Genomic DNA, 18,360 nt, shown 5'->3' on the forward strand with positions numbered 1-18,360 from the left:
CAGGGAGATGGCAGAGGAAATCAAGAGAGGTCCGGGAAGACCGACCGATAAACGGAAAGACACAATTCTGAGACTAAGAATCGACACAGATACACATGAACTGCTTTCAAAGTATGCAAAGCAAAAAGGTGTATCCATGTCGGAAATCGTCAGAGAGGCAGTCTACGGTATCGTAAAACAGGCGAACATAGAAGAATAAGACTGTCAGACAGGAGAACGTTGACCATGGAAACAAATAAGGAAGGGGATGTGACACTATCTGTCGTCATGCCCGCCTATAATGAAGGAACACATATAACAGATAATCTGCTTGAAACCAGCAGGGTGTTGTCCGGTTTCGTCAAACGGTATGAGATCATAGCAGTTGACGACGGAAGTGCAGATAATACCGCAGAGTGTATCCGCCGGGCAGAAATGCAGGATACCCATATCAGGGGGATCTCGTATCAGCCGAATGGTGGAAAAGGACATGCCATCCGGACAGGAATCGCAGCAGCAGAGGGACGATACATCGCATTTCTGGATTCCGATCTGGAACTGCCACCGATCCTGCTGAAACGATTCTTAAAAGATATGAAGGAGCAGAACGCCGATATCGTGATCGGTTCCAAGCTGCATCCGGAATCGAAGCTCCATTATCCGATGCTGCGTAAGATTATGAGCTATGGATATTATCTGATGTTAAAGATGATGTTCCATCTGAACACTCACGATACACAGACCGGTATCAAGTTATTCAAAAAAGAAGTGATCAAACCAATCGTCAGCCAGATGCAGGCAGAAGGATATGCATTTGATATTGAGATCCTTGTCATGGCAGCAAAAGATGGCAGAAAGATCTGCGAAGCTCCGATCGAGCTGAACTACAGCCGGGATGACAGCAGGGGCGGAAGAAGGATTGGATTAAAGGATGTAGCAAAGGTGTTCAACGAAACCGTAGAGGTGAAAAGAAGGATGCACACACACGGACGTTAATGACTGCGGATATATTGTATTCCGCAAAACGCTTCCGCTCTATCTTTGACGTAGCGGTACATAAGGCTGCAAAATACGCAGCCTAAGTACCGACGCAAAGAGAGGTTTGCTACATACAATATATCCGCAGTCATTAACTGGCTATGTAAAGCAGATATTGTATTCCGCAAAGCGCGGTTTGTTGCATACAATGTATCTATAGTTATTAACTGACAGTGTAAAACAAGATAACGTAAATGCCACGAGTATGAGGTTTTGCTATATATTATGAAGCAAACCTATCTGAGCGTCGGTACTTAGGCTGCGTCCTTTGCAGCCTTATGTACCGCTACGTCGAAGATAGAGCGGAAGCGTTTTGCGGAATAATAGTATAGTTAACCTCATACATAGTGGCGACATAGAAATGTGAGGGAAAATATATGACATATGAAAACGCTTTGGAAATTTTGAAAAAGTACGGACAGGAGCATGTGCTCGCCTATTATGATGAACTAAATGAAGAAGAAAAGCAGAGCCTGCTGTTACAGATCGACGAGATAGACTTCTCGATGTTTGATGTGTTAAAAGAAAAAGGCACAGCCGGAAAGACCGGCTCGATCACACCGACAGCGGCATTAGCGCTTGATACGATCAAAGAATACGAATTCGCTTATAAGGTACTTGGCGAGACGGCGATCCAGAAAGGACAGCTCGCTCTTGTTATGCTTGCCGGAGGTCAGGGAACCAGACTTGGATTTGATGGGCCGAAGGGCACATACAATATCGGACTGACGAGAGATCTCTATATCTTCGAATGTCAGGTGAAGACGATCCTGACTGTTGTGAAGACACTTGGACGATGGATCCATCTCTATATCATGACCAGTGATAAGAACTACGATGCAACGACATCTTTCTTTGCAGAACATAAGTATTTCGGTTATAAAGAGCAATATATTCATTTCTTTAAACAGGAGCTTGTACCATCGGTAGACTTCGATGGAAAGATCCTGATGGAATCACCGTCTAAGATCGTCCTTTCCCCAAATGGAAACGGTGGCTGGTTCTCATCCATGAAACGGGCAGGACTGGTAGAACAGCTTGATAAAGAAGGCATCCGGTATATCAATGTATTTGCAGTGGATAATGTATTACAGAAGATTGCAGATCCGGTATTCCTTGGCTCAATGATGATGGAGGATTACCAGTCGGCGGCAAAAGTTGTAAAGAAAGCAGATCCATATGAACGGGTAGGCGTGCTGTGTAAGAAAGACAATAAGCCTTATATAGTAGAATATTATGAATTGTCAGATGAGATGCGGCATGAGAAAACGGTCATGGGCGATTATGCTTATAATTATGGGGTGATCTTAAATTATATCTTCCCGGTTAATCAGTTGAAGTTGCTGCTGAAACAGAAAATGCCACTTCATACGGCAAAGAAGGTTATTCCTTATATGAATGAGAATCGGGAACTGGTGAAACCAACGGAGCCAAATGGTTATAAGTTTGAAACCCTTGCGCTTGATATGCTTCAGTTTATGAATGACTGTCTGCCATTCGAGGTTGTCAGAGATTATGAATTTGCACCGATCAAGAATGCAGAGGGCGTGGATTCACCGGAAACAGCGAGAGAATTGCTCAAGAAGAACGGATATAAGTTGTAGAACTGTGTCGAATACTTTGGAAAAATTGCCTAAAATAACAGTATTATTTCCGGAAATTTCTACACTCAACTTAAACGTAGAAAATTGACATTTAATAAGAATTGAATTATAGTTGTTAATGGTTAAGAAGCGTTAAGGATTTCTAAAACATTAACAACTATATTTATATAGTTCGACTTGATAAAGATACATGATGAACACATTTATGAGGGAAATGAGGGAATAGAATGTATAGAAAAGAGCCGCAGGGCTGGTTAAAACATCTGGATTTTACAGTGCTGAATCTGATAGCACTGCATGCATCTTATTGTATGGCGTATTTTATACGGATGGGAACAGAAAATCCGTATCATAGTAAGTTATATCGGACAATAGCCGTACTTCTGACATTATTTCAATTATTGGTTACCATAGTATGTCATATATATAAAGGCGTGCTGCAACGAGGACGTTTCCGTGAAGCAATCGCATCCGTGAAGCAGTCTTTGCTGGTTGTACTTCTGGCAGTATTCGTTCTGTTTATGATGAAAATGGGTGCGACTTACTCCAGAAAGGTTATGGCTTTATTTGGCATGATTTATCTGGTCATAGGTTATGTGGTCACGCTTCTCTGGAAGGAATATATACGAAGACATCGCGTGGCAAAGAAATCCATTGTAATCGTGACAGTCAAAGAATACCTGAATGCGTTACTTGCAGAGATGGGTACAGAGTATTATAATCTGTACCGGATTGCAGGTATCGTATTGTTAGATGCTACAGATGAGGAAGCAGGACAGTATAATACAGAATTTGCCGAAATGGGAATGGATATACATAGTTATTCGGATGAAGTACTAGATAAGATAATTCATGGATGGGTAGATGAGGTCTATGTGAATATACCATTTGAGAAGCATATTCCGGAGAATCTTCTGGGACAGCTCGCAGATATGGGAATCACGGTTCATGTGCGTGTGCGTGTACCGGCAGAGCTCTCCGATTATCAGTATGTATTCGATAAACAGCTCGGCCATCATGTACTGACCGTCAGCACTACATATATAACGATGTATCAGGCATTTGTAAAGAGGGCAATCGATATCCTTGGTGGAATCGTGGGATGTATCTTTACAGGTATCCTTACGATCATCCTTGCACCATGTATCTATATCGCATCACCGGGACCGATCTTCTTCTCCCAGTACCGTATCGGTAAGAATGGAAAGAAGTTCAAGATCTATAAGTTCCGAAGCATGTATATGGATGCGGAAGAACGAAAAGCAGAGTTGATGGAGCAGAATCAGGTCAAGGATGGCATGATGTTCAAGATGGAATATGATCCGCGAATCATCGGCTGCAAGAAGCTGCCGGATGGTACGATCAAGAAGGGCATCGGAAATCGAATCCGAGACTGGTCACTCGATGAATTTCCACAGTTCTTCAATGTGTTAAAGGGTGATATGAGTCTGATCGGAACCAGACCGCCAACAGAGGATGAATGGGAGAAATATTCCGCCCATCACAGAGGACGTATGGCGATCAAACCGGGTATCACAGGCCTCTGGCAGGTCAGCGGAAGAAGTAATATCACGGATTTCGATGAGGTTGTAAGATTAGACCGGAAGTATATCGATGAATGGAGTCTTGTAAACGACATCAAGATATTGTTCAAGACAGTGGGTGTTGTGTTGAAAGGCGAAGGGTCGATGTGATATAGATGTGTAGATTGATTTTTATGTAAAAGATTGATTTTTATGTAAAAGATTGATCTACACATTTTTAAAAATAAAGTATTGAATCGCAAAAAAGATATAAAAAGGTAGATTATATTCAAGGATGATTGCTTATGTATGAAGAAAAAGGGAATAAGGATAAAATTAAAATAATGCATGTAGCACAAGCTGCAGGTGGAGTAGATCGTTATTTAAGAACATTACTGAAATATCTTGATAAAGAAAAATTTGAGAACATCGTCGTTTTATCACAGAATTTCAAAAAAGATGATTATAAGGATATAGCGGATACTTTCGTTTCGATAAAAATGGAACGAGCCATTGGAAAACATGATATTGAAGCTATTAGACAATTAAGAAAATTGATAAAAAAATACACTCCAGACATTGTATATGCCCATTCAAGTAAGGCTGGAGCGATTGCTAGAATTGCTAATATTGGTATGAAGAATTACTGTATTTATAATCCGCATGGTTGGGCATTTAATATGCAAGTAGCTAAAAAAAAGCAGAGTTTATATACTTTTATAGAAAAGGTAGAGGCACCGTTTTGTAATAAAATTGTGTGTATTTCCAATGCGGAAAAAAAATCAGCATTGGATAAAAAAATTTGTAGTGAAAAAAAATTACAAGTTATTTTTAATGGAATAGATATTGAAGCATATAAGCAATCAAATGAATATTTTATACGGAGAGAAAACTTAAATATTCCAGAAGATGCTTTTGTAATAGGAATGGTGGGGCGAATTAGTAAACAAAAAGCTCCGGATATATTTGTAGAAGCAGCAAAAAAGATTAAAGAAGAAATAAAAAATGCGTACTTTATAATTGTGGGTGGCGGAGATATGGAAAATGAAATTAAGGCGTATATATCAGCACATAATATGCAGAACTGCTTCCACATTACAGGGTGGGTAGAGAATCCAATGGAGTATGTAAAATTATTCGATGTAGCTTGTCTTCTTTCTAGGTGGGAAGGATTCGGGCTGGTTTTACCTGAATATATGTTGGCAGGAAAACCTATTGTTGCATCTAAAGTGGATGCAATACCAGATATTATTACAAGTGGTGAAAATGGTATTCTTGTTGAACCGGATAATTCAGAAGAAGTAAAAAACGAAATATTGAAACTTTACGAGAATAAGAATTTCAGAAAAAAATTGGTAATGCAAGGTTTGACTGATGTCAAAAAATTTGATGTTAAGCGTGTAGCTGCTGAACACCAAAGAATGTTTATGGATATAGTTAATGTGATTGATATGCAGTAAAAATGAAAGGTAAGATTTATTTATGATTATAATAAAGATATGGTTTCATATAATATCTACTTTGAAAAAAATATTTTACAAAATTATTTATGGAAGTAAGTTATCTACGGGAAAACATACTACTTGGAGACGTAATTTTTTGATAATGATAGCAAATGAAGGTAAAGTTTCAATAGGGGATAATTGCTTTTTTAATAATGACTGTACTATTGGAGCAAACAAGTTTATAGAAATAGGTGAGGGTACAATTTTCGGAGAAAATGTTAAAATTTACGATCACAATCATAAGTTTGCAGATTTAAAAAGAAGTATAAAAGAACAAGGATTTAGTAATGGTACTGTTTCAATAGGACGTCATTGTTGGATTGGAAGTAATGTTTGTATATTGAAAAATGCAGATATAGGAGATAATTGTGTAATAGGTGCAGGGTGTGTTATTTCAGGAAAGATTGAAGATAATACAATTGTGAAGATTGATTCACAGACTCAGTATCTTACAGAATCACTTCGATAGAAAGGAACAGGTTATGGTAAAAGTATCAGTGATAATGGGGGTATATAATTGCAAGGATAAGAAAATGCTTAAAAAAAGTATTAATTCAATAATTAATCAGACTTATTCAGATTGGGAATGCATAATTTGTAACGATGGCTCGACAGATAATACTTTAGAAGCATTAAATAATATTGCACAAGTAGATTCAAGAATCAAAATTATATCCTATGATAAAAATAAGGGATTAAATTACGCTTTAAATATGTGCTTGAAAGAGGCTCAAGGAACATATATTGCAAGACAAGATGATGATGATATATCATTAAAAGATAGGCTTAAAAAACAGGTTGATTTTTTAGACAAGCATCCAGAATATGCAATAGTTGGAACTTTGGCAGATGTATTTGATGATTCTGGAAAATGGGGAGAATATAATGTTGAAGAAAAGCCAACAAAAACTTCTTTTTATTGGAATAGTCCATTTATGCATCCCAATATTATGATGCGAAAGGAAGCATTAGATAATTGTCAAGGGTATAGAATTTCAAAAGAAACTAGAAGATGCGAAGATTTAGATTTATTTATGAGAATGTATGCTAAAGGATATAAGGGATATAATATTCAGGAAAAATTATATGAATATAGAATTGTAAATGATCCGAAGAAAAAATACCGCCCGATGAAATATAGAATAGATGAAGCAGTTGTACGATTTAAAGGATATAAGGCATTGCATATTTTAAATATAAAGGGAATGTTTTATGTTTTTAAGCCAATTATTATAGGTTTGATTCCACAGAAAATATTATATTATATTAAACAAAAACGATATTAAGGAAAATAATTATGGATAAAAAAATAAATGTTTTTTTTGGAAAATATAAATTAAATACTATTTTTGGCTTACTTTCCATAGGGATTGCTTTTTATGTGGCTATGTTTACAAAAGCAGGTACAGGCTACGAGTGGTATTTTTTGATACCAGGAGTATTTGGATTTTTACTTCTTATAGTGCGTCCCCTTAGTTTTACAGATACAGGAAGCATTGGACCATTAATTTTTAATTATACAATGGTCATTAAATATTCGATTTCACCTTTGATTTCATGTTTGGGAGGATACCATTCATGGCTTGGAAAATATCCAGGTGAAGACAATATAAATAAAGCTGTATTAATAACATTTTATGAAATGATTGTATTATTTTTTGAAAATGTATATTTGACTAAAAAATATAGAAGAAAGCAATTTAACAATGTTGAAATTTCAAAACCATTAAGAGGACGTGTAATACATTGCGTTATAATTGTATTGGGGTTTGCAGTTTTATTTGCGATGCCAAGTGCATTTATGGATTACAGATTTTTATTTGATCAAACAGATTTGGCTACAACTATAAGAGTTGATTTTGCTGGTTCAGGAATTTATAAAACTTTATTTACATTTGCTAGATACAGTTTAGTTTTGATAATAGTAGATTTCTTTTATAAACGAAACTTAAAGAAAGATAGTGCAATAAACATCATCGGGGCATTTATACCGACGTTACTTAATTGCTTATATGTATCAAATTTAAGTAGAATTGGAATATTTGCACCTCTACTGTCCTGTGCATTTTTAATTATTATTCTGTTTAACACTCCAAAAGCAAGGAAAACTATATTATATGGGATAGGTACTATTGGATTGCTTTTTATTAGTTATTTATCATTTGTTAAGTTTTTTGGTGAAGGGCGAGGAGACACTTCTAATGCAACAAGTTTGTTATGGTGGGGAGATACACTCAATATGTATTTTACTGGAATAAAAGAGACTGCAATTGGAATAAAGGCAAAAAGTCTTATTAATGATACATACGGTTTGAATAGAATTGCATTAATGTTTAACGATTGTTTTTCAAATGTTTCTTTTATCAGTAATCTTACTAACCATGATATTAATTCTAATAAACTTTATAATATAGTGTATTTTGGAAGTGATATATCCGTTAGTCAGATATGCCCTAATATATGCGAGGGAATTTATTATTTTGGTACTGTGTTGTCAGTTATTTGGCCGGCTGTGTTTGTATATTTAAGTCATTTGTTTTCATATAAAAGCCATGAAAAGGAATATATAGATTTAAAATTTATTTATATTTATTCTGCAATATATTGTGGAATGATATTAATGCTTAATTCTGCAATGATAGTATGTAATATAATAAATATTTCTGTATTATATGCAGTTGTTGCTTTTATTAATAGAAAGGTCAGAATTAGGGTGAGAAAAGGATGAAATTGTTATTTACTGTAAATACATATATACCAAAAAGAGATGGAGTTCAATTTGTTACGAAATATTTGGCAGAAGGATTAGTGAAAAAAGGTCATTCGGTAGATTTGATAACAAGGCAATGTAAAGAATTAACAGAAGTTGATGACGAGGTAATTAATGGTGTTCATGTAATTCGGTGGAATGCGAACACATATCATACGATGCATAAGGGAGATAAAGAAGGGTATCAAAAATTTATTCTTGAAAATGCGGTCAATTATGATTGTATGGTTGCTGTTGGAACCCAAACATCGTTTGTAGATTGGATGCTTCCAATTATTGATCAAGTGCAGTGCCGGAAAATATTATATTTACATTCTATTTGGGATTTTAAGTATCATAAAAATGATTTTGATAGTATAAATAATTTATGTAAAAAAGTATGGGCTAATGTTCGTTGGAAAATATATTATAATAAATGGGGAAAAGCATTTAAAAAATTTGATAATGTAATACAACTTCATCAATTTGATTATGCCTATACATATTTTAAAAATAAATATGATATAGAAAGTATTGTAATAGAGAATGCAGCTGAAGATTCGTTTTTTGATGAAATACTAGATCCTAGTATTGAATTACCAAATAAATACTTTTTAAATGTTTCAAATTATATGGATAGAAAAAATCAAATGCAAACATTGAAAAGTTTCTTAGAAGCAGAAATACCAAATGACATTGAACTGGTATTGATTGGGTCTGATAGAAATCCATATTATGATGGTTTGATAGGATATTATAATAAATATAAAATGCATAATGATGAATATAAAAAAGTGCATTTTTTATATAATGTACCTCGTCAACATATTTATACCTATGTAAAAAAAGCGTATGCATATATTATGACAAGTAAATGGGAAGCTTATCCCATTTCGTTAATTGAAGCAATGGCAGCTGGAGTTCCATGGATTTCTACAAATGTAGGAATTGTTAAGTATTTGCCAGGTGGATTCGTTGCTGATGAAATTTCTGATATTTCTTATTGGATAGAGTTTATTTCTACAAATGAAAAAGTATCTCAATCTTTGGGAAATGTTGGAAAAGTATATGCAAGTACGCAGTTTAAAATCAACAAAAAAGTTAATCAGTTAGAAAATGTTATTTTAAAGGCAGTTGAAAAGGAGAAGTAAAATGAAAACAGCTTTCTTGTGTCCATATTTTGGAAAATTCCCGAAACACATTCAGTTATGGTTGAACTCTTGTGGAACAAACAAGGATACAACATTTTTTATATTTACGGATGATAAACAACAGTTAGATTATCCGGATAATTTTGTCGTAAATTATACTACATTTGAAGAATTGAAGGCTGATTTTCAGAAGAAATTTGATTTTGAGATTTGTTTACCGGGTATATATAAATTGGGAGATTATAAGCCACTTTATGGTTATCTGTTTGAAGAACTTATAAAGGACTATGATGCATGGGGATATTTAGATGTACCGGATGAAATATGTGGTAAAGTATCAGATTTTGTAAATGAAGAGGCTTTTTCAAAGTCTGATAAATTAATGGCTAGAGGACATATGACAATTTTTAGAAATACTCCTGAAGTTAATAGACGTTTTATGGCAGATACAGGTGAGAATTTTGATTATAAAGATATTTTTTCTTCCGATCACTTTTACAATTTTGAAGAAATTGCAAAAGGAAGTATTAACTGGATATATAGAAAAAATAATTGGCCTGTAAACTTATTAGATGATGCTGTAGCCGATGTATCCGGACTATTTTTTGATTTTAGAAGAAGTTGTGTTTCTGAAAAACTGGAGTATTATCGTCCATCAAAGGCTCCGTCAATATATGCGAGAGAAGATGGAAAAATATATGGATATTTTCTGGAAAAAGGAAAAGTAGTAAAAAGGGAATATCTATATGTTCATTTCAAAAGAAGAAAAATGGATATTAATTTACCACTTGAATCTGATAGATATTTAATAGTTCCTACCGGATTTGAACCATATCAGAATGTTACTCCGAACGTTATAAAACAATATGCGAAAAAGAAATTATTTTATAATGTTTTTGGTGAAGAAGTGAAAAAGAGCATTTCGAGGAAACTTGGTAAGACTAATGGGAGATAACATAATAGATGGATAATAAATCAAAAAGATTAATTAATAATACAATTATTTTTTTTATTGGAAGCCTGGGATCTAAATTTATTCAGTTTTTTTTAGTTCCATTATATACATATGCTTTAACAACGGAACAATATGGAGTAACGGAAATTGTTTTGACGGCTTCAAACGTTTTGATGCCAGTTTTTTCTGTTTCGATAGCAGATGGATTATTGCGTTTTGGCTTGGATAAAAAATTAAAAAAAGAAGATGTATTAAAAAATTCAATGTTAATTGTCTTGGTTGGAACGATATTATCCATAATTTTGGCACCGTTATTCCAGTTATATAGTGGATTAAATCATTGGATAATATACTTTTTATTAATTTTGAATTTAAGAATTTATCGAGATATATTTGCGATTAATTTGAAAATACATAATAAGAATATGTATTTCGCTTTAGACAGTATTATATACACTTTTGTGTTATGTGCGTTTAGTGTATTGTTTCTAACAATATTAAAAATGGGAATTGTAGGATATTTTATATCTTATATAGTGGCCAATATAATATCCATTATTTATTTGAATATTGTCGGAACTCCTATTCGAGATTTGTTAAAAGGAAAAATAAATAAGGTTTTACTGCATGATTTAATAGTGTATTCTATACCGATGATTGCTAATGGAATTGCATGGTGGGTCATAACAGCATCAGATCGTTTTATACTACAATATTTTAAAGGAGAGGCGAGTGTGGGAATTTATTCTGTTGCATCTAAAATTCCTACATTAATATCGACTTTTAGTGGAGTATTTATGCAAGCATGGATTATATCTGCGGTTACGGAATTTGATGAAGAACGAGAAAAACAATTCTATTCCAAGGTATTTCATAAATATTATGTTGCCATGTTTGCAGCTGCAACATGTTTAATATCTGTAGTCAGAATATTTATGCATTTTTATGTTAGTCCAGATTTTCAAATTGCTTGGGAATATACACCATTACTAATTAGTGGAGCAATATATTCAGGAATGTTTGCATTTTATGTAGGAATATATGCAGCGGCTAAAAATAGTAAAAACGTTACTATTACAACTGTTATAGGAGCAACAATTAATATCGCTTTGAACTGTATTCTTATACCTTATATTGGAATACAGGGAGCAGTAATTGCAACTTATATTGCATGGATGATTACAACAATGATCCGAATAATAGACACGAAAAAAATTTTGAACTTTTTCATAGATTATAAGCGCCTTTTCTTGCTTATGATCATTAATTTAGTACATTGTATATGTATTATAAAAATGGAAAGTATACATTCGATTTTTATATCAGTAATAGTTATTGTCAGTATATATATTATTGAACATTCAATGATTAATGAAATTTTAGTACAGGAAAAGAATAATCTATTAAAAAAATTAAAGAGGAAGTAATATGAATAAAAAAATAAAGCAAAAGTATAGAAAAATATTAAGAGGGAGAATAGATAAAAAAAATCGAAGCTTATTGAAAAATCAAGATATTACTATAATCTCTGCGAATTGTGTTGGGGGGGTTATTTACCATGATTTAGGGTTAGCATTCAATTCCCCAACGATTAATCTATTTTTTAGTGCTTCTGATTTTGTAAAATTTGTTTCAAATTTTAAACATTATTTACAATGTGAACTAGTAGAGACATGTAGCGAATTTGATTATCCTTGTGCTTTATGTGATGACATTGTATTACATATGGTTCATTACCATTCATTTGAAGAAGGAAAGATGAAGTGGGAAGAAAGGATTGGAAGAATTAATTATAACAACTTATATTTTATTATGGTTGATAGAGATGGATGTGAAGAGAAAGATATTGTAGCATTTGATAATATACCATATAAACATAAGGCATTTTTAACTTATAAAGAGCGCCCGGAAATAAAATGTGCAGTATATGTTCCGGAGTCAAGTGATGGAGAACAAATTAGAGATTTATGTCAATATAAATCCAGGTTTACAGGGAAACGTTGGCTGGATCAATTTGATTATGTTACTTTTTTAAATGACAAATAGATTTATAGGAGAGATTAGATTATGTATGATTATTTAGTAGTTGGATCTGGATTGTATGGTGCGATTTTTGCACATGAAGCGAAAAAAAACAATAAAAGTGTCCTTGTTCTTGAAAAGCGCCCCGATATTGCAGGAAATGTTTATACAGAGAAAATAGAAGGAATCAATGTTCATAAGTATGGGGCACATATTTTTCATACAAACAATGAGAACGTTTGGAATTATGTTAGAAAATTTGCTGAGTTTAATCGTTTTACAAATAGTCCTGTTGCAAATTATAAAGGTGAATTATATTCGATGCCATTTAATATGTATACGTTTAATAAGATGTGGGGAGTTGTAACTCCAGAGGAGGCTGCAAATAAAATTGCGGAACAAAGAAAAGAGATTACTGGCGAACCTCAAAATTTAGAAGAACAGGCAATTTCCCTTGTAGGTAGAGATATTTATGAAAAGCTGGTAAAAGGATATACCGAGAAGCAATGGGGACGTGATTGTAAAGATTTACCAGCATTTATTATTAAACGTTTACCGGTTCGATTGACTTTTGATAATAATTATTTCAATGCTTTATATCAGGGAATTCCGATAGGTGGATATACCAAAATGGTAAAAAATATGCTGAATGGTATTGAAGTACGCCTGGACACAAATTATCTGAGTGACCGATTAAAATATAATAGTTTGGCAAAGAAAATTGTGTATACAGGTGCAATAGATGAATATTTTGATTACCAGTTTGGAAATCTTGAATATCGTTCAGTAAGATTTGAAAATGAAATTTTAGACATTCCTAATTTTCAGGGAAATGCAGCAGTAAATTATACTGATAAAGAAACACCTTGGACACGTATTATTGAACATAAGTGGTTTGAATTTGGAAAAGATGAAGAGGGAAATGACATACCAAAGACAGTGATAAGTCGTGAATACTCTTCTGAATGGAAAGTCGGTGATGAACCATATTATCCAGTAAATGATGAGAAGAATAGTAACTTATATAAAAAATATAAGGAATTAGCACTTCAAGAAAAAAATGTTATTTTTGGTGGAAGACTTGGTGAATATAAATATTATGATATGGATAAAACTATAGAGGCGGCATTAGATAGATGTAGAAATGAATTTGGGGAATAAGAACGAACTGGACGGTGAAGATATGAAAATAAAAGTAGATGTAATCACATTACATGCAGTTCAAAATTACGGATCAGTGCTACAAGCATTGGCTACGCAAAAGCTCCTTGAAAAACATGGATGTGAAGTTCGGATTATTAACTACATTAGAGAAAATGTAAAATACGAGAATTTATTGGAAACAAGAAGTAATGGTAATTTCCTAAAGAAAATCATATTGTATCCGAATATTAAACGATGGAAAAAAGTTTTTGAAGGCTTTTGTAATGAATATTTAAATTTAACAGAAAAAAGCTATACGACAGATCAAGATTTTGAAGAATATCCGTTGGAGGCAGATATTTTTTGTACAGGCAGTGATCAGGTATGGAACTCTAAATGGAATTTGGGAATTATTTTACCATTGTATTTAAGTTTTGTTCCTGCTGATAGATTTAAATTTGCTTTAGCTGCTAGTTTTGGACAAGAGAAATTGTCACAAGAAGAAATTGAAGCCACACAAAAATATATAGATGAGTATAATTTTATTTCAGTAAGAGAGAAATCCGGAAAGAAGATTATTGAAGAGCAGTATAAATATTCACATGCCGAGCATGTACTAGATCCTACATTAACGCTTACTGGAGATGAATGGAGATCGTTTGCAAACAATAAAAAGAAAACGGAAAATTATATTCTGATTTATAATTTAAATAGAAGCAAAGAATTTGATGATTATGCCAGAAAACTATCGAAAAAAACAGGATTAAAATTGGTACGTCTTTGTAATAGATATGATCAATTTTATCGACCAGGGAAAAGTATTATAATTCCAGAAATTATAGATTTTATAAAACTTATTGATAATGCAAGGTATGTATTAACTGATTCGTTTCATGCAACAGCGTTTTCTATGAATATGAATACAGAACCAATTTGTATTTATCCAAATGAATTTGGTGGAAGAATAGAAAGTTTTTTACAGCTTACCAATTCAATGCAACGGCATGTAAAAGATTATCAAGATTTTGATGTGGTCAATAGAAAAGTTGACTTTGAGTATGTGAATAAGATTATGAATTCTGAACGGAAAAAAGTTGATGATTTTATAACAACTGTTATAGCTTCATATAAGCAAACTAGATAAAAAAGAAGGAGAGCAATACATATGTATACTGATTTAAAATCATATCAATTGATTATTTCATTATTAAAACAATATGGAATAACTCATTGTGTTTTATCTGCAGGAAGCAGGAATGTACCATTTGTCCATTCGATAGAAGAAGATCCGGAGTTTCATTGTTATTCTGTTGTAGACGAGAGAAGTGCGGGGTATTTTGCATTAGGCTTAGCTCAAGAATTAAATGAACCCGTTGTTATTTCCTGTACATCTTCTACGGCAACTTGTAATTACTGGCCACCTGTGGCAGAGGCTTTCTATCAGGGAGTGCCTATCGTAGTTTTAACAAGTGATAGAGATCCAGCAATGTTAGGACAATGGGAAGATCAGATGATTGACCAGGTGGGAATGTATGATCGACATGTAAGAAAATCCGTAAATCTTCCAATAATTAATAGTAGAGATGATGAAATTTATTGCCAGCGACTGATTAATGAAGCTTTATTGGAACTAAACCACCATGGAACAGGACCAGTACATATTAATATACCTTCAAAAACTTATAATAATTCTTTCCCATTAAAAGAGTTGCCGAAGGCACAGAAAATAAATAGAATTGGTATAGAAGATTCTAAAGATGTGTGGGAAGAAAAAATTGAAAAATTGAAATCAGCTAAAAGAATTTTAGTGACATGCGGTCAGAATAGTTATGTTTCAAGCAAATTAAATGATGAATTAAAAAAATTCTTTGAAAGATATAATTGTGCAATTTCCTTAGATTATATGTCTAATTTGGATATAGAAGAGGGGATTAATACAACTGTTTGTATGGATGGAAGATATATTATTCCTAAGAAGGTCAAGGAACTTTTACCGGACATAGTTATTTCATTTGGAGGTCAAATATTCTCTAGTATAAAAGAGGAATTACAATTATTTGAAGGTAAATTTGAACACTGGCTTGTTCAAGAAGATGGAAGAGTAATAGATGCATATAAAAGTTTGACGGATATTTTTGAATGTAAGCCAGAATATTTCTTTGGTAAATGTAACGAAATGGCTGAGAGCAAGATAAATGATCGTATATATTTTTCGGAATTCAAAGGATATGCGGACAATATAAAAATTCCAGAATTTCCATGGTCGCATGTTTATGCAATCAAAGAAGTTGTGGAAAAAATACCTTCAAATTCGGTGTTACATTTAAGTATTAATGATAGTATCCGAATTACTAATTTTTTTAAACTGAATTCAGGAATTAAGGTATATGCTAATATAGGTACTCATGGAATAGATGGTTGTTTATCATCTTTTTTAGGACAGGCGGCTGCCACAGACAGACCAAGCTATTTGGTGATTGGTGATTTGGCTTTCTTTTATGATATGAATGCTCTACGATTAAAACATATCAAGAATAACGTCCATATTTTATTGATTAATAATGAAGGTGGTTCTGAATTTTATTTTAACAAAATTTGGAGAAATGAAGCAAGTGATCTTCATACAACAGCACGTCATAAAACGAAAGCCGAATTATGGGTTAAATCAAATGATTTTATTTATTTAAGAGCAACAGATAAAGATAGCCTTGAAGAATCTTTAAAGATATTCATGAATGAAGATAATGAAAAACCTGTATTTTTAGAGGTGTTCACTGAGATGAAACATGATTCACAGGTGATTTATGACTTTTTTGATTTAAGTAGACCTAAAGATGCACAATCTGAAGTTTTAAGAAAGAGCAAAGATTTTCTTAAGTCAACTATTGGTCAAGAAAAAGCGAATAAAATTAAGGCTATATTAAAAAAGAAATAATATTTGTTCACTTGGAGGATTTGATATGGCAGGGATATTGAGCAGTTTAAAACGAAAAATTAAGACGATTACATTTAAAAAAATTCCGGTAGAGATTCCTACGGTATATGGAAATTTATTAGATGGAAGAGTTGCTCTTATTACAGGTGGAACAACTGGCATTGGTTTTGAAATCGCAAAGGCGTTTATACATAATGGAGCTTCTGTAATTATTACAGGAAGAAATGAAGAACGAATAAATAGTGCTGTTTCACAATTAAAAAAAGAAATAAAGGAAAACAAAATAATTATTATGGGTGAAGTACTGGATAATAGTAACATTTCAAAGATGGAACAGAGTTGGAATGATATTTTAAAGCTTATCGGAAATGACAGAATAGATATTCTAGTTAATAATGCTGGCGTAATCAGCAAAACTCATTTTGGAAATACGGATGAAGCTGATTATGATTCGGTTATGAATACTAATTTAAAGGGAACATATTTCTTATCTGAAATGGTATCTAAATATATGATAGAAAATGGGATTAAGGGAAATATTTTGAATATATCTTCCTCATCGGCACTAAGACCTGCTGTTTCTGCATACAGTATGGCTAAGTGGGCAATACATGGATTAACTCTAGGAATGGCAAAAAAATTAAGCCAATATGGAATAGTTGTTAATTCGATTGCACCAGGACCAACAGCAACAAGGATGTTACAATCAGATGGTATTGTAAATATTAATAGAATGTCTTCTCCATCGGAAAGATATGCGACACCATCTGAAATTGCTAACTTGGCAGTGGTAATGGTAAGTGATATGGGAAAGATGGTTAATGGGGACACAATGTATGCGACGGGGGGATGTGCATTGTTGACATTAGATGATTATGATTGATTATGAAGAAAACCACTGTTAGTAGAATATGTTTAGTTAGCTTAATGATTTTGATGTTTATTTTTTTCAAATCAAAATGAAGAAATATCTTACAAAGTTAATACTATTACATAGTCTATATATTATCGAATACGATAATATATAGACTGAGCTAGCAATGTTGCCAATAATTTTTGAAAAATATATACATATTATTTATTGGAAAATATAAATTATATAAGAAAAAAAGGATTATATTCATTTATGATTTGTTATGTTGATGTGGCGTTTGATTAAAAATGAGATGTTAGATACGAGTAAAGACATGTGAATTTTTGCATTATAGAATGTAGATGATCTTATATAATATTTATAACATATGAAAGATTTACGGAAGAAAGATAGAGTGAGGGATGATTATGCAGCAGAAATTGCCTGGTAATAAAGATAGAAAACCATTGGTCATTTCACTTGCATTTGTTCTGATTACTTTATGTATATTGTTCTACCTGACATTCCAGACCCCGGATGATACGGTTGCCCTTTCGGAAAGGGTGGGACATTTGTCTGTCGTGGAAGTTTTTCTTAATTGGGTAGGTGCATTTGTGGATTGGTCAGTACGTCAGTGGGCACATGTATTTGAATTCCTGATCATTGGCATCTGTGTTAGTATTTTTTATGCATGTGCAACGAAGAAAATCTGGCTGATGCTGGTTTTGGCATTATTAACTTGCATGTGTATATCATTGTGCGATCAGTCAGTTCGGCTATTCATTGCCGGACGACATTTTGATTCCTTTGATTTGGTATTGGATGCATTGGGATATGTGAGTGCTATTGTGATTGTGAGCATATGCAGGGGGATATGTAGATTGGTGGTTAATAGAAGATAAA

The 18,360-nt window shown here is 33.0% G+C and carries 17 protein-coding genes; all 17 read left to right on the forward strand.

The features are described 5' to 3' along the window. Nucleotides 1–7 precede the first annotated feature (7 nt). The 17 genes from DWW43_RS05680 (at nt 8) to DWW43_RS05760 (ending at nt 18,359) form a co-directional block, all read left to right on the forward strand. Complete coding sequence (locus DWW43_RS05680; RefSeq protein ID WP_008401390.1) at nt 8–199, forward strand: ribbon-helix-helix protein, CopG family; 192 nt, start codon at nt 8–10, stop codon at nt 197–199. Between the two features lie 26 nt (nt 200–225). Beyond that, nucleotides 226–975 carry a glycosyltransferase family 2 protein gene (locus DWW43_RS05685; RefSeq protein ID WP_119962976.1) on the forward strand — a complete coding sequence of 250 codons (750 nt, stop codon included), beginning with the start codon at nt 226–228 and terminating at the stop codon, nt 973–975. Nucleotides 976–1,394: 419 nt separating this feature from the next. Then, nucleotides 1,395–2,621: a UDPGP type 1 family protein gene (locus DWW43_RS05690; protein WP_119962977.1), complete on the forward strand. Its 1,227-nt coding sequence runs from the start codon at nt 1,395–1,397 to the stop codon at nt 2,619–2,621. 227 nt (nt 2,622–2,848) lie between these two features. After that, the gene (locus tag DWW43_RS05695; protein WP_119962978.1) at nt 2,849–4,315 is read left to right on the forward strand and encodes a sugar transferase; all 1,467 of its coding nucleotides are present in this window, start codon (nt 2,849–2,851) and stop codon (nt 4,313–4,315) included. 134 nt (nt 4,316–4,449) lie between these two features. Continuing rightward, nucleotides 4,450–5,604 carry a glycosyltransferase family 4 protein gene (locus DWW43_RS05700; RefSeq protein ID WP_119962979.1) on the forward strand — a complete coding sequence of 385 codons (1,155 nt, stop codon included), beginning with the start codon at nt 4,450–4,452 and terminating at the stop codon, nt 5,602–5,604. A gap of 145 nt (nt 5,605–5,749) precedes the next feature. After that, entirely contained in the window at nt 5,750–6,118 is a 369-nt protein-coding gene (locus tag DWW43_RS05705) for an acyltransferase (RefSeq protein ID WP_243104405.1), read from the forward strand. 13 nt (nt 6,119–6,131) lie between these two features. Beyond that, nucleotides 6,132–6,935 (forward strand): glycosyltransferase, encoded by an 804-nt coding sequence (locus DWW43_RS05710; protein WP_119962981.1) that lies wholly within the window; start codon nt 6,132–6,134, stop codon nt 6,933–6,935. 11 nt (nt 6,936–6,946) lie between these two features. Continuing rightward, on the forward strand, nt 6,947–8,377 hold the full coding sequence (locus DWW43_RS05715; RefSeq protein WP_119962982.1) for a hypothetical protein: 1,431 nt from the start codon (nt 6,947–6,949) through the stop codon (nt 8,375–8,377). Beyond that, the gene (locus DWW43_RS05720; protein ID WP_119962983.1) at nt 8,374–9,549 is read left to right on the forward strand and encodes a glycosyltransferase family 4 protein; all 1,176 of its coding nucleotides are present in this window, start codon (nt 8,374–8,376) and stop codon (nt 9,547–9,549) included. The genes DWW43_RS05715 and DWW43_RS05720 overlap by 4 nt, the downstream gene beginning before the upstream one ends. Before the next feature lies 1 nt (nt 9,550). Beyond that, nucleotides 9,551–10,504, forward strand: a complete 954-nt coding sequence (locus DWW43_RS05725) for a DUF6625 family protein (RefSeq protein ID WP_119962984.1) — start codon at nt 9,551–9,553, stop codon at nt 10,502–10,504. An 8-nt stretch (nt 10,505–10,512) separates the two neighbouring features. Continuing rightward, complete coding sequence (locus DWW43_RS05730) at nt 10,513–11,931, forward strand: oligosaccharide flippase family protein (RefSeq protein WP_119962985.1); 1,419 nt, start codon at nt 10,513–10,515, stop codon at nt 11,929–11,931. A gap of 1 nt (nt 11,932) precedes the next feature. After that, entirely contained in the window at nt 11,933–12,550 is a 618-nt protein-coding gene (locus tag DWW43_RS05735; protein ID WP_119962986.1) for a DUF1919 domain-containing protein, read from the forward strand. Between the two features lie 21 nt (nt 12,551–12,571). After that, nucleotides 12,572–13,687, forward strand: coding sequence for a UDP-galactopyranose mutase (glf, locus tag DWW43_RS05740; protein ID WP_207665999.1), 1,116 nt, complete (start codon nt 12,572–12,574; stop codon nt 13,685–13,687). A 22-nt stretch (nt 13,688–13,709) separates the two neighbouring features. After that, nucleotides 13,710–14,813 (forward strand): polysaccharide pyruvyl transferase family protein, encoded by a 1,104-nt coding sequence (locus tag DWW43_RS05745; protein ID WP_165853020.1) that lies wholly within the window; start codon nt 13,710–13,712, stop codon nt 14,811–14,813. A gap of 21 nt (nt 14,814–14,834) precedes the next feature. After that, complete coding sequence (gene menD / locus DWW43_RS05750) at nt 14,835–16,604, forward strand: 2-succinyl-5-enolpyruvyl-6-hydroxy-3-cyclohexene-1-carboxylic-acid synthase (protein WP_119962989.1); 1,770 nt, start codon at nt 14,835–14,837, stop codon at nt 16,602–16,604. A gap of 25 nt (nt 16,605–16,629) precedes the next feature. After that, entirely contained in the window at nt 16,630–17,487 is an 858-nt protein-coding gene (locus tag DWW43_RS05755; protein WP_119962990.1) for an SDR family oxidoreductase, read from the forward strand. A gap of 398 nt (nt 17,488–17,885) precedes the next feature. Continuing rightward, nucleotides 17,886–18,359 (forward strand): VanZ family protein, encoded by a 474-nt coding sequence (locus DWW43_RS05760; protein ID WP_165853021.1) that lies wholly within the window; start codon nt 17,886–17,888, stop codon nt 18,357–18,359. Nucleotide 18,360: the final 1 nt, after the last annotated feature.

The sequence above is a fragment of the Clostridium sp. AF15-41 genome, assembly GCF_003604095.1.
Taxonomy (GTDB): Bacteria; Bacillota; Clostridia; order Lachnospirales; family Lachnospiraceae; genus Coprococcus.

What these genes read in the sequence shown, in the direction of transcription:
- DWW43_RS05710 (WP_119962981.1), top strand. Translation starts at nt 6,132, where the DNA reads ATGGTAAAAGTATCAGTGATAATGGGGGTATATAATTGCAAGGATAAG.
- DWW43_RS05695 (WP_119962978.1), top strand. Translation starts at nt 2,849, where the DNA reads ATGTATAGAAAAGAGCCGCAGGGCTGGTTAAAACATCTGGATTTTACA.
- DWW43_RS05725 (WP_119962984.1), top strand. Translation starts at nt 9,551, where the DNA reads ATGAAAACAGCTTTCTTGTGTCCATATTTTGGAAAATTCCCGAAACAC.
- DWW43_RS05680 (WP_008401390.1), top strand. Translation starts at nt 8, where the DNA reads ATGGCAGAGGAAATCAAGAGAGGTCCGGGAAGACCGACCGATAAACGG.
- DWW43_RS05755 (WP_119962990.1), top strand. Translation starts at nt 16,630, where the DNA reads ATGGCAGGGATATTGAGCAGTTTAAAACGAAAAATTAAGACGATTACA.
- DWW43_RS05745 (WP_165853020.1), top strand. Translation starts at nt 13,710, where the DNA reads ATGAAAATAAAAGTAGATGTAATCACATTACATGCAGTTCAAAATTAC.
- menD (WP_119962989.1), top strand. Translation starts at nt 14,835, where the DNA reads ATGTATACTGATTTAAAATCATATCAATTGATTATTTCATTATTAAAA.
- DWW43_RS05735 (WP_119962986.1), top strand. Translation starts at nt 11,933, where the DNA reads ATGAATAAAAAAATAAAGCAAAAGTATAGAAAAATATTAAGAGGGAGA.
- DWW43_RS05705 (WP_243104405.1), top strand. Translation starts at nt 5,750, where the DNA reads ATGATAGCAAATGAAGGTAAAGTTTCAATAGGGGATAATTGCTTTTTT.
- DWW43_RS05715 (WP_119962982.1), top strand. Translation starts at nt 6,947, where the DNA reads ATGGATAAAAAAATAAATGTTTTTTTTGGAAAATATAAATTAAATACT.
- DWW43_RS05760 (WP_165853021.1), top strand. Translation starts at nt 17,886, where the DNA reads ATGCAGCAGAAATTGCCTGGTAATAAAGATAGAAAACCATTGGTCATT.
- DWW43_RS05700 (WP_119962979.1), top strand. Translation starts at nt 4,450, where the DNA reads ATGTATGAAGAAAAAGGGAATAAGGATAAAATTAAAATAATGCATGTA.
- DWW43_RS05730 (WP_119962985.1), top strand. Translation starts at nt 10,513, where the DNA reads ATGGATAATAAATCAAAAAGATTAATTAATAATACAATTATTTTTTTT.
- DWW43_RS05685 (WP_119962976.1), top strand. Translation starts at nt 226, where the DNA reads ATGGAAACAAATAAGGAAGGGGATGTGACACTATCTGTCGTCATGCCC.
- DWW43_RS05720 (WP_119962983.1), top strand. Translation starts at nt 8,374, where the DNA reads ATGAAATTGTTATTTACTGTAAATACATATATACCAAAAAGAGATGGA.
- DWW43_RS05690 (WP_119962977.1), top strand. Translation starts at nt 1,395, where the DNA reads ATGACATATGAAAACGCTTTGGAAATTTTGAAAAAGTACGGACAGGAG.
- glf (WP_207665999.1), top strand. Translation starts at nt 12,572, where the DNA reads ATGTATGATTATTTAGTAGTTGGATCTGGATTGTATGGTGCGATTTTT.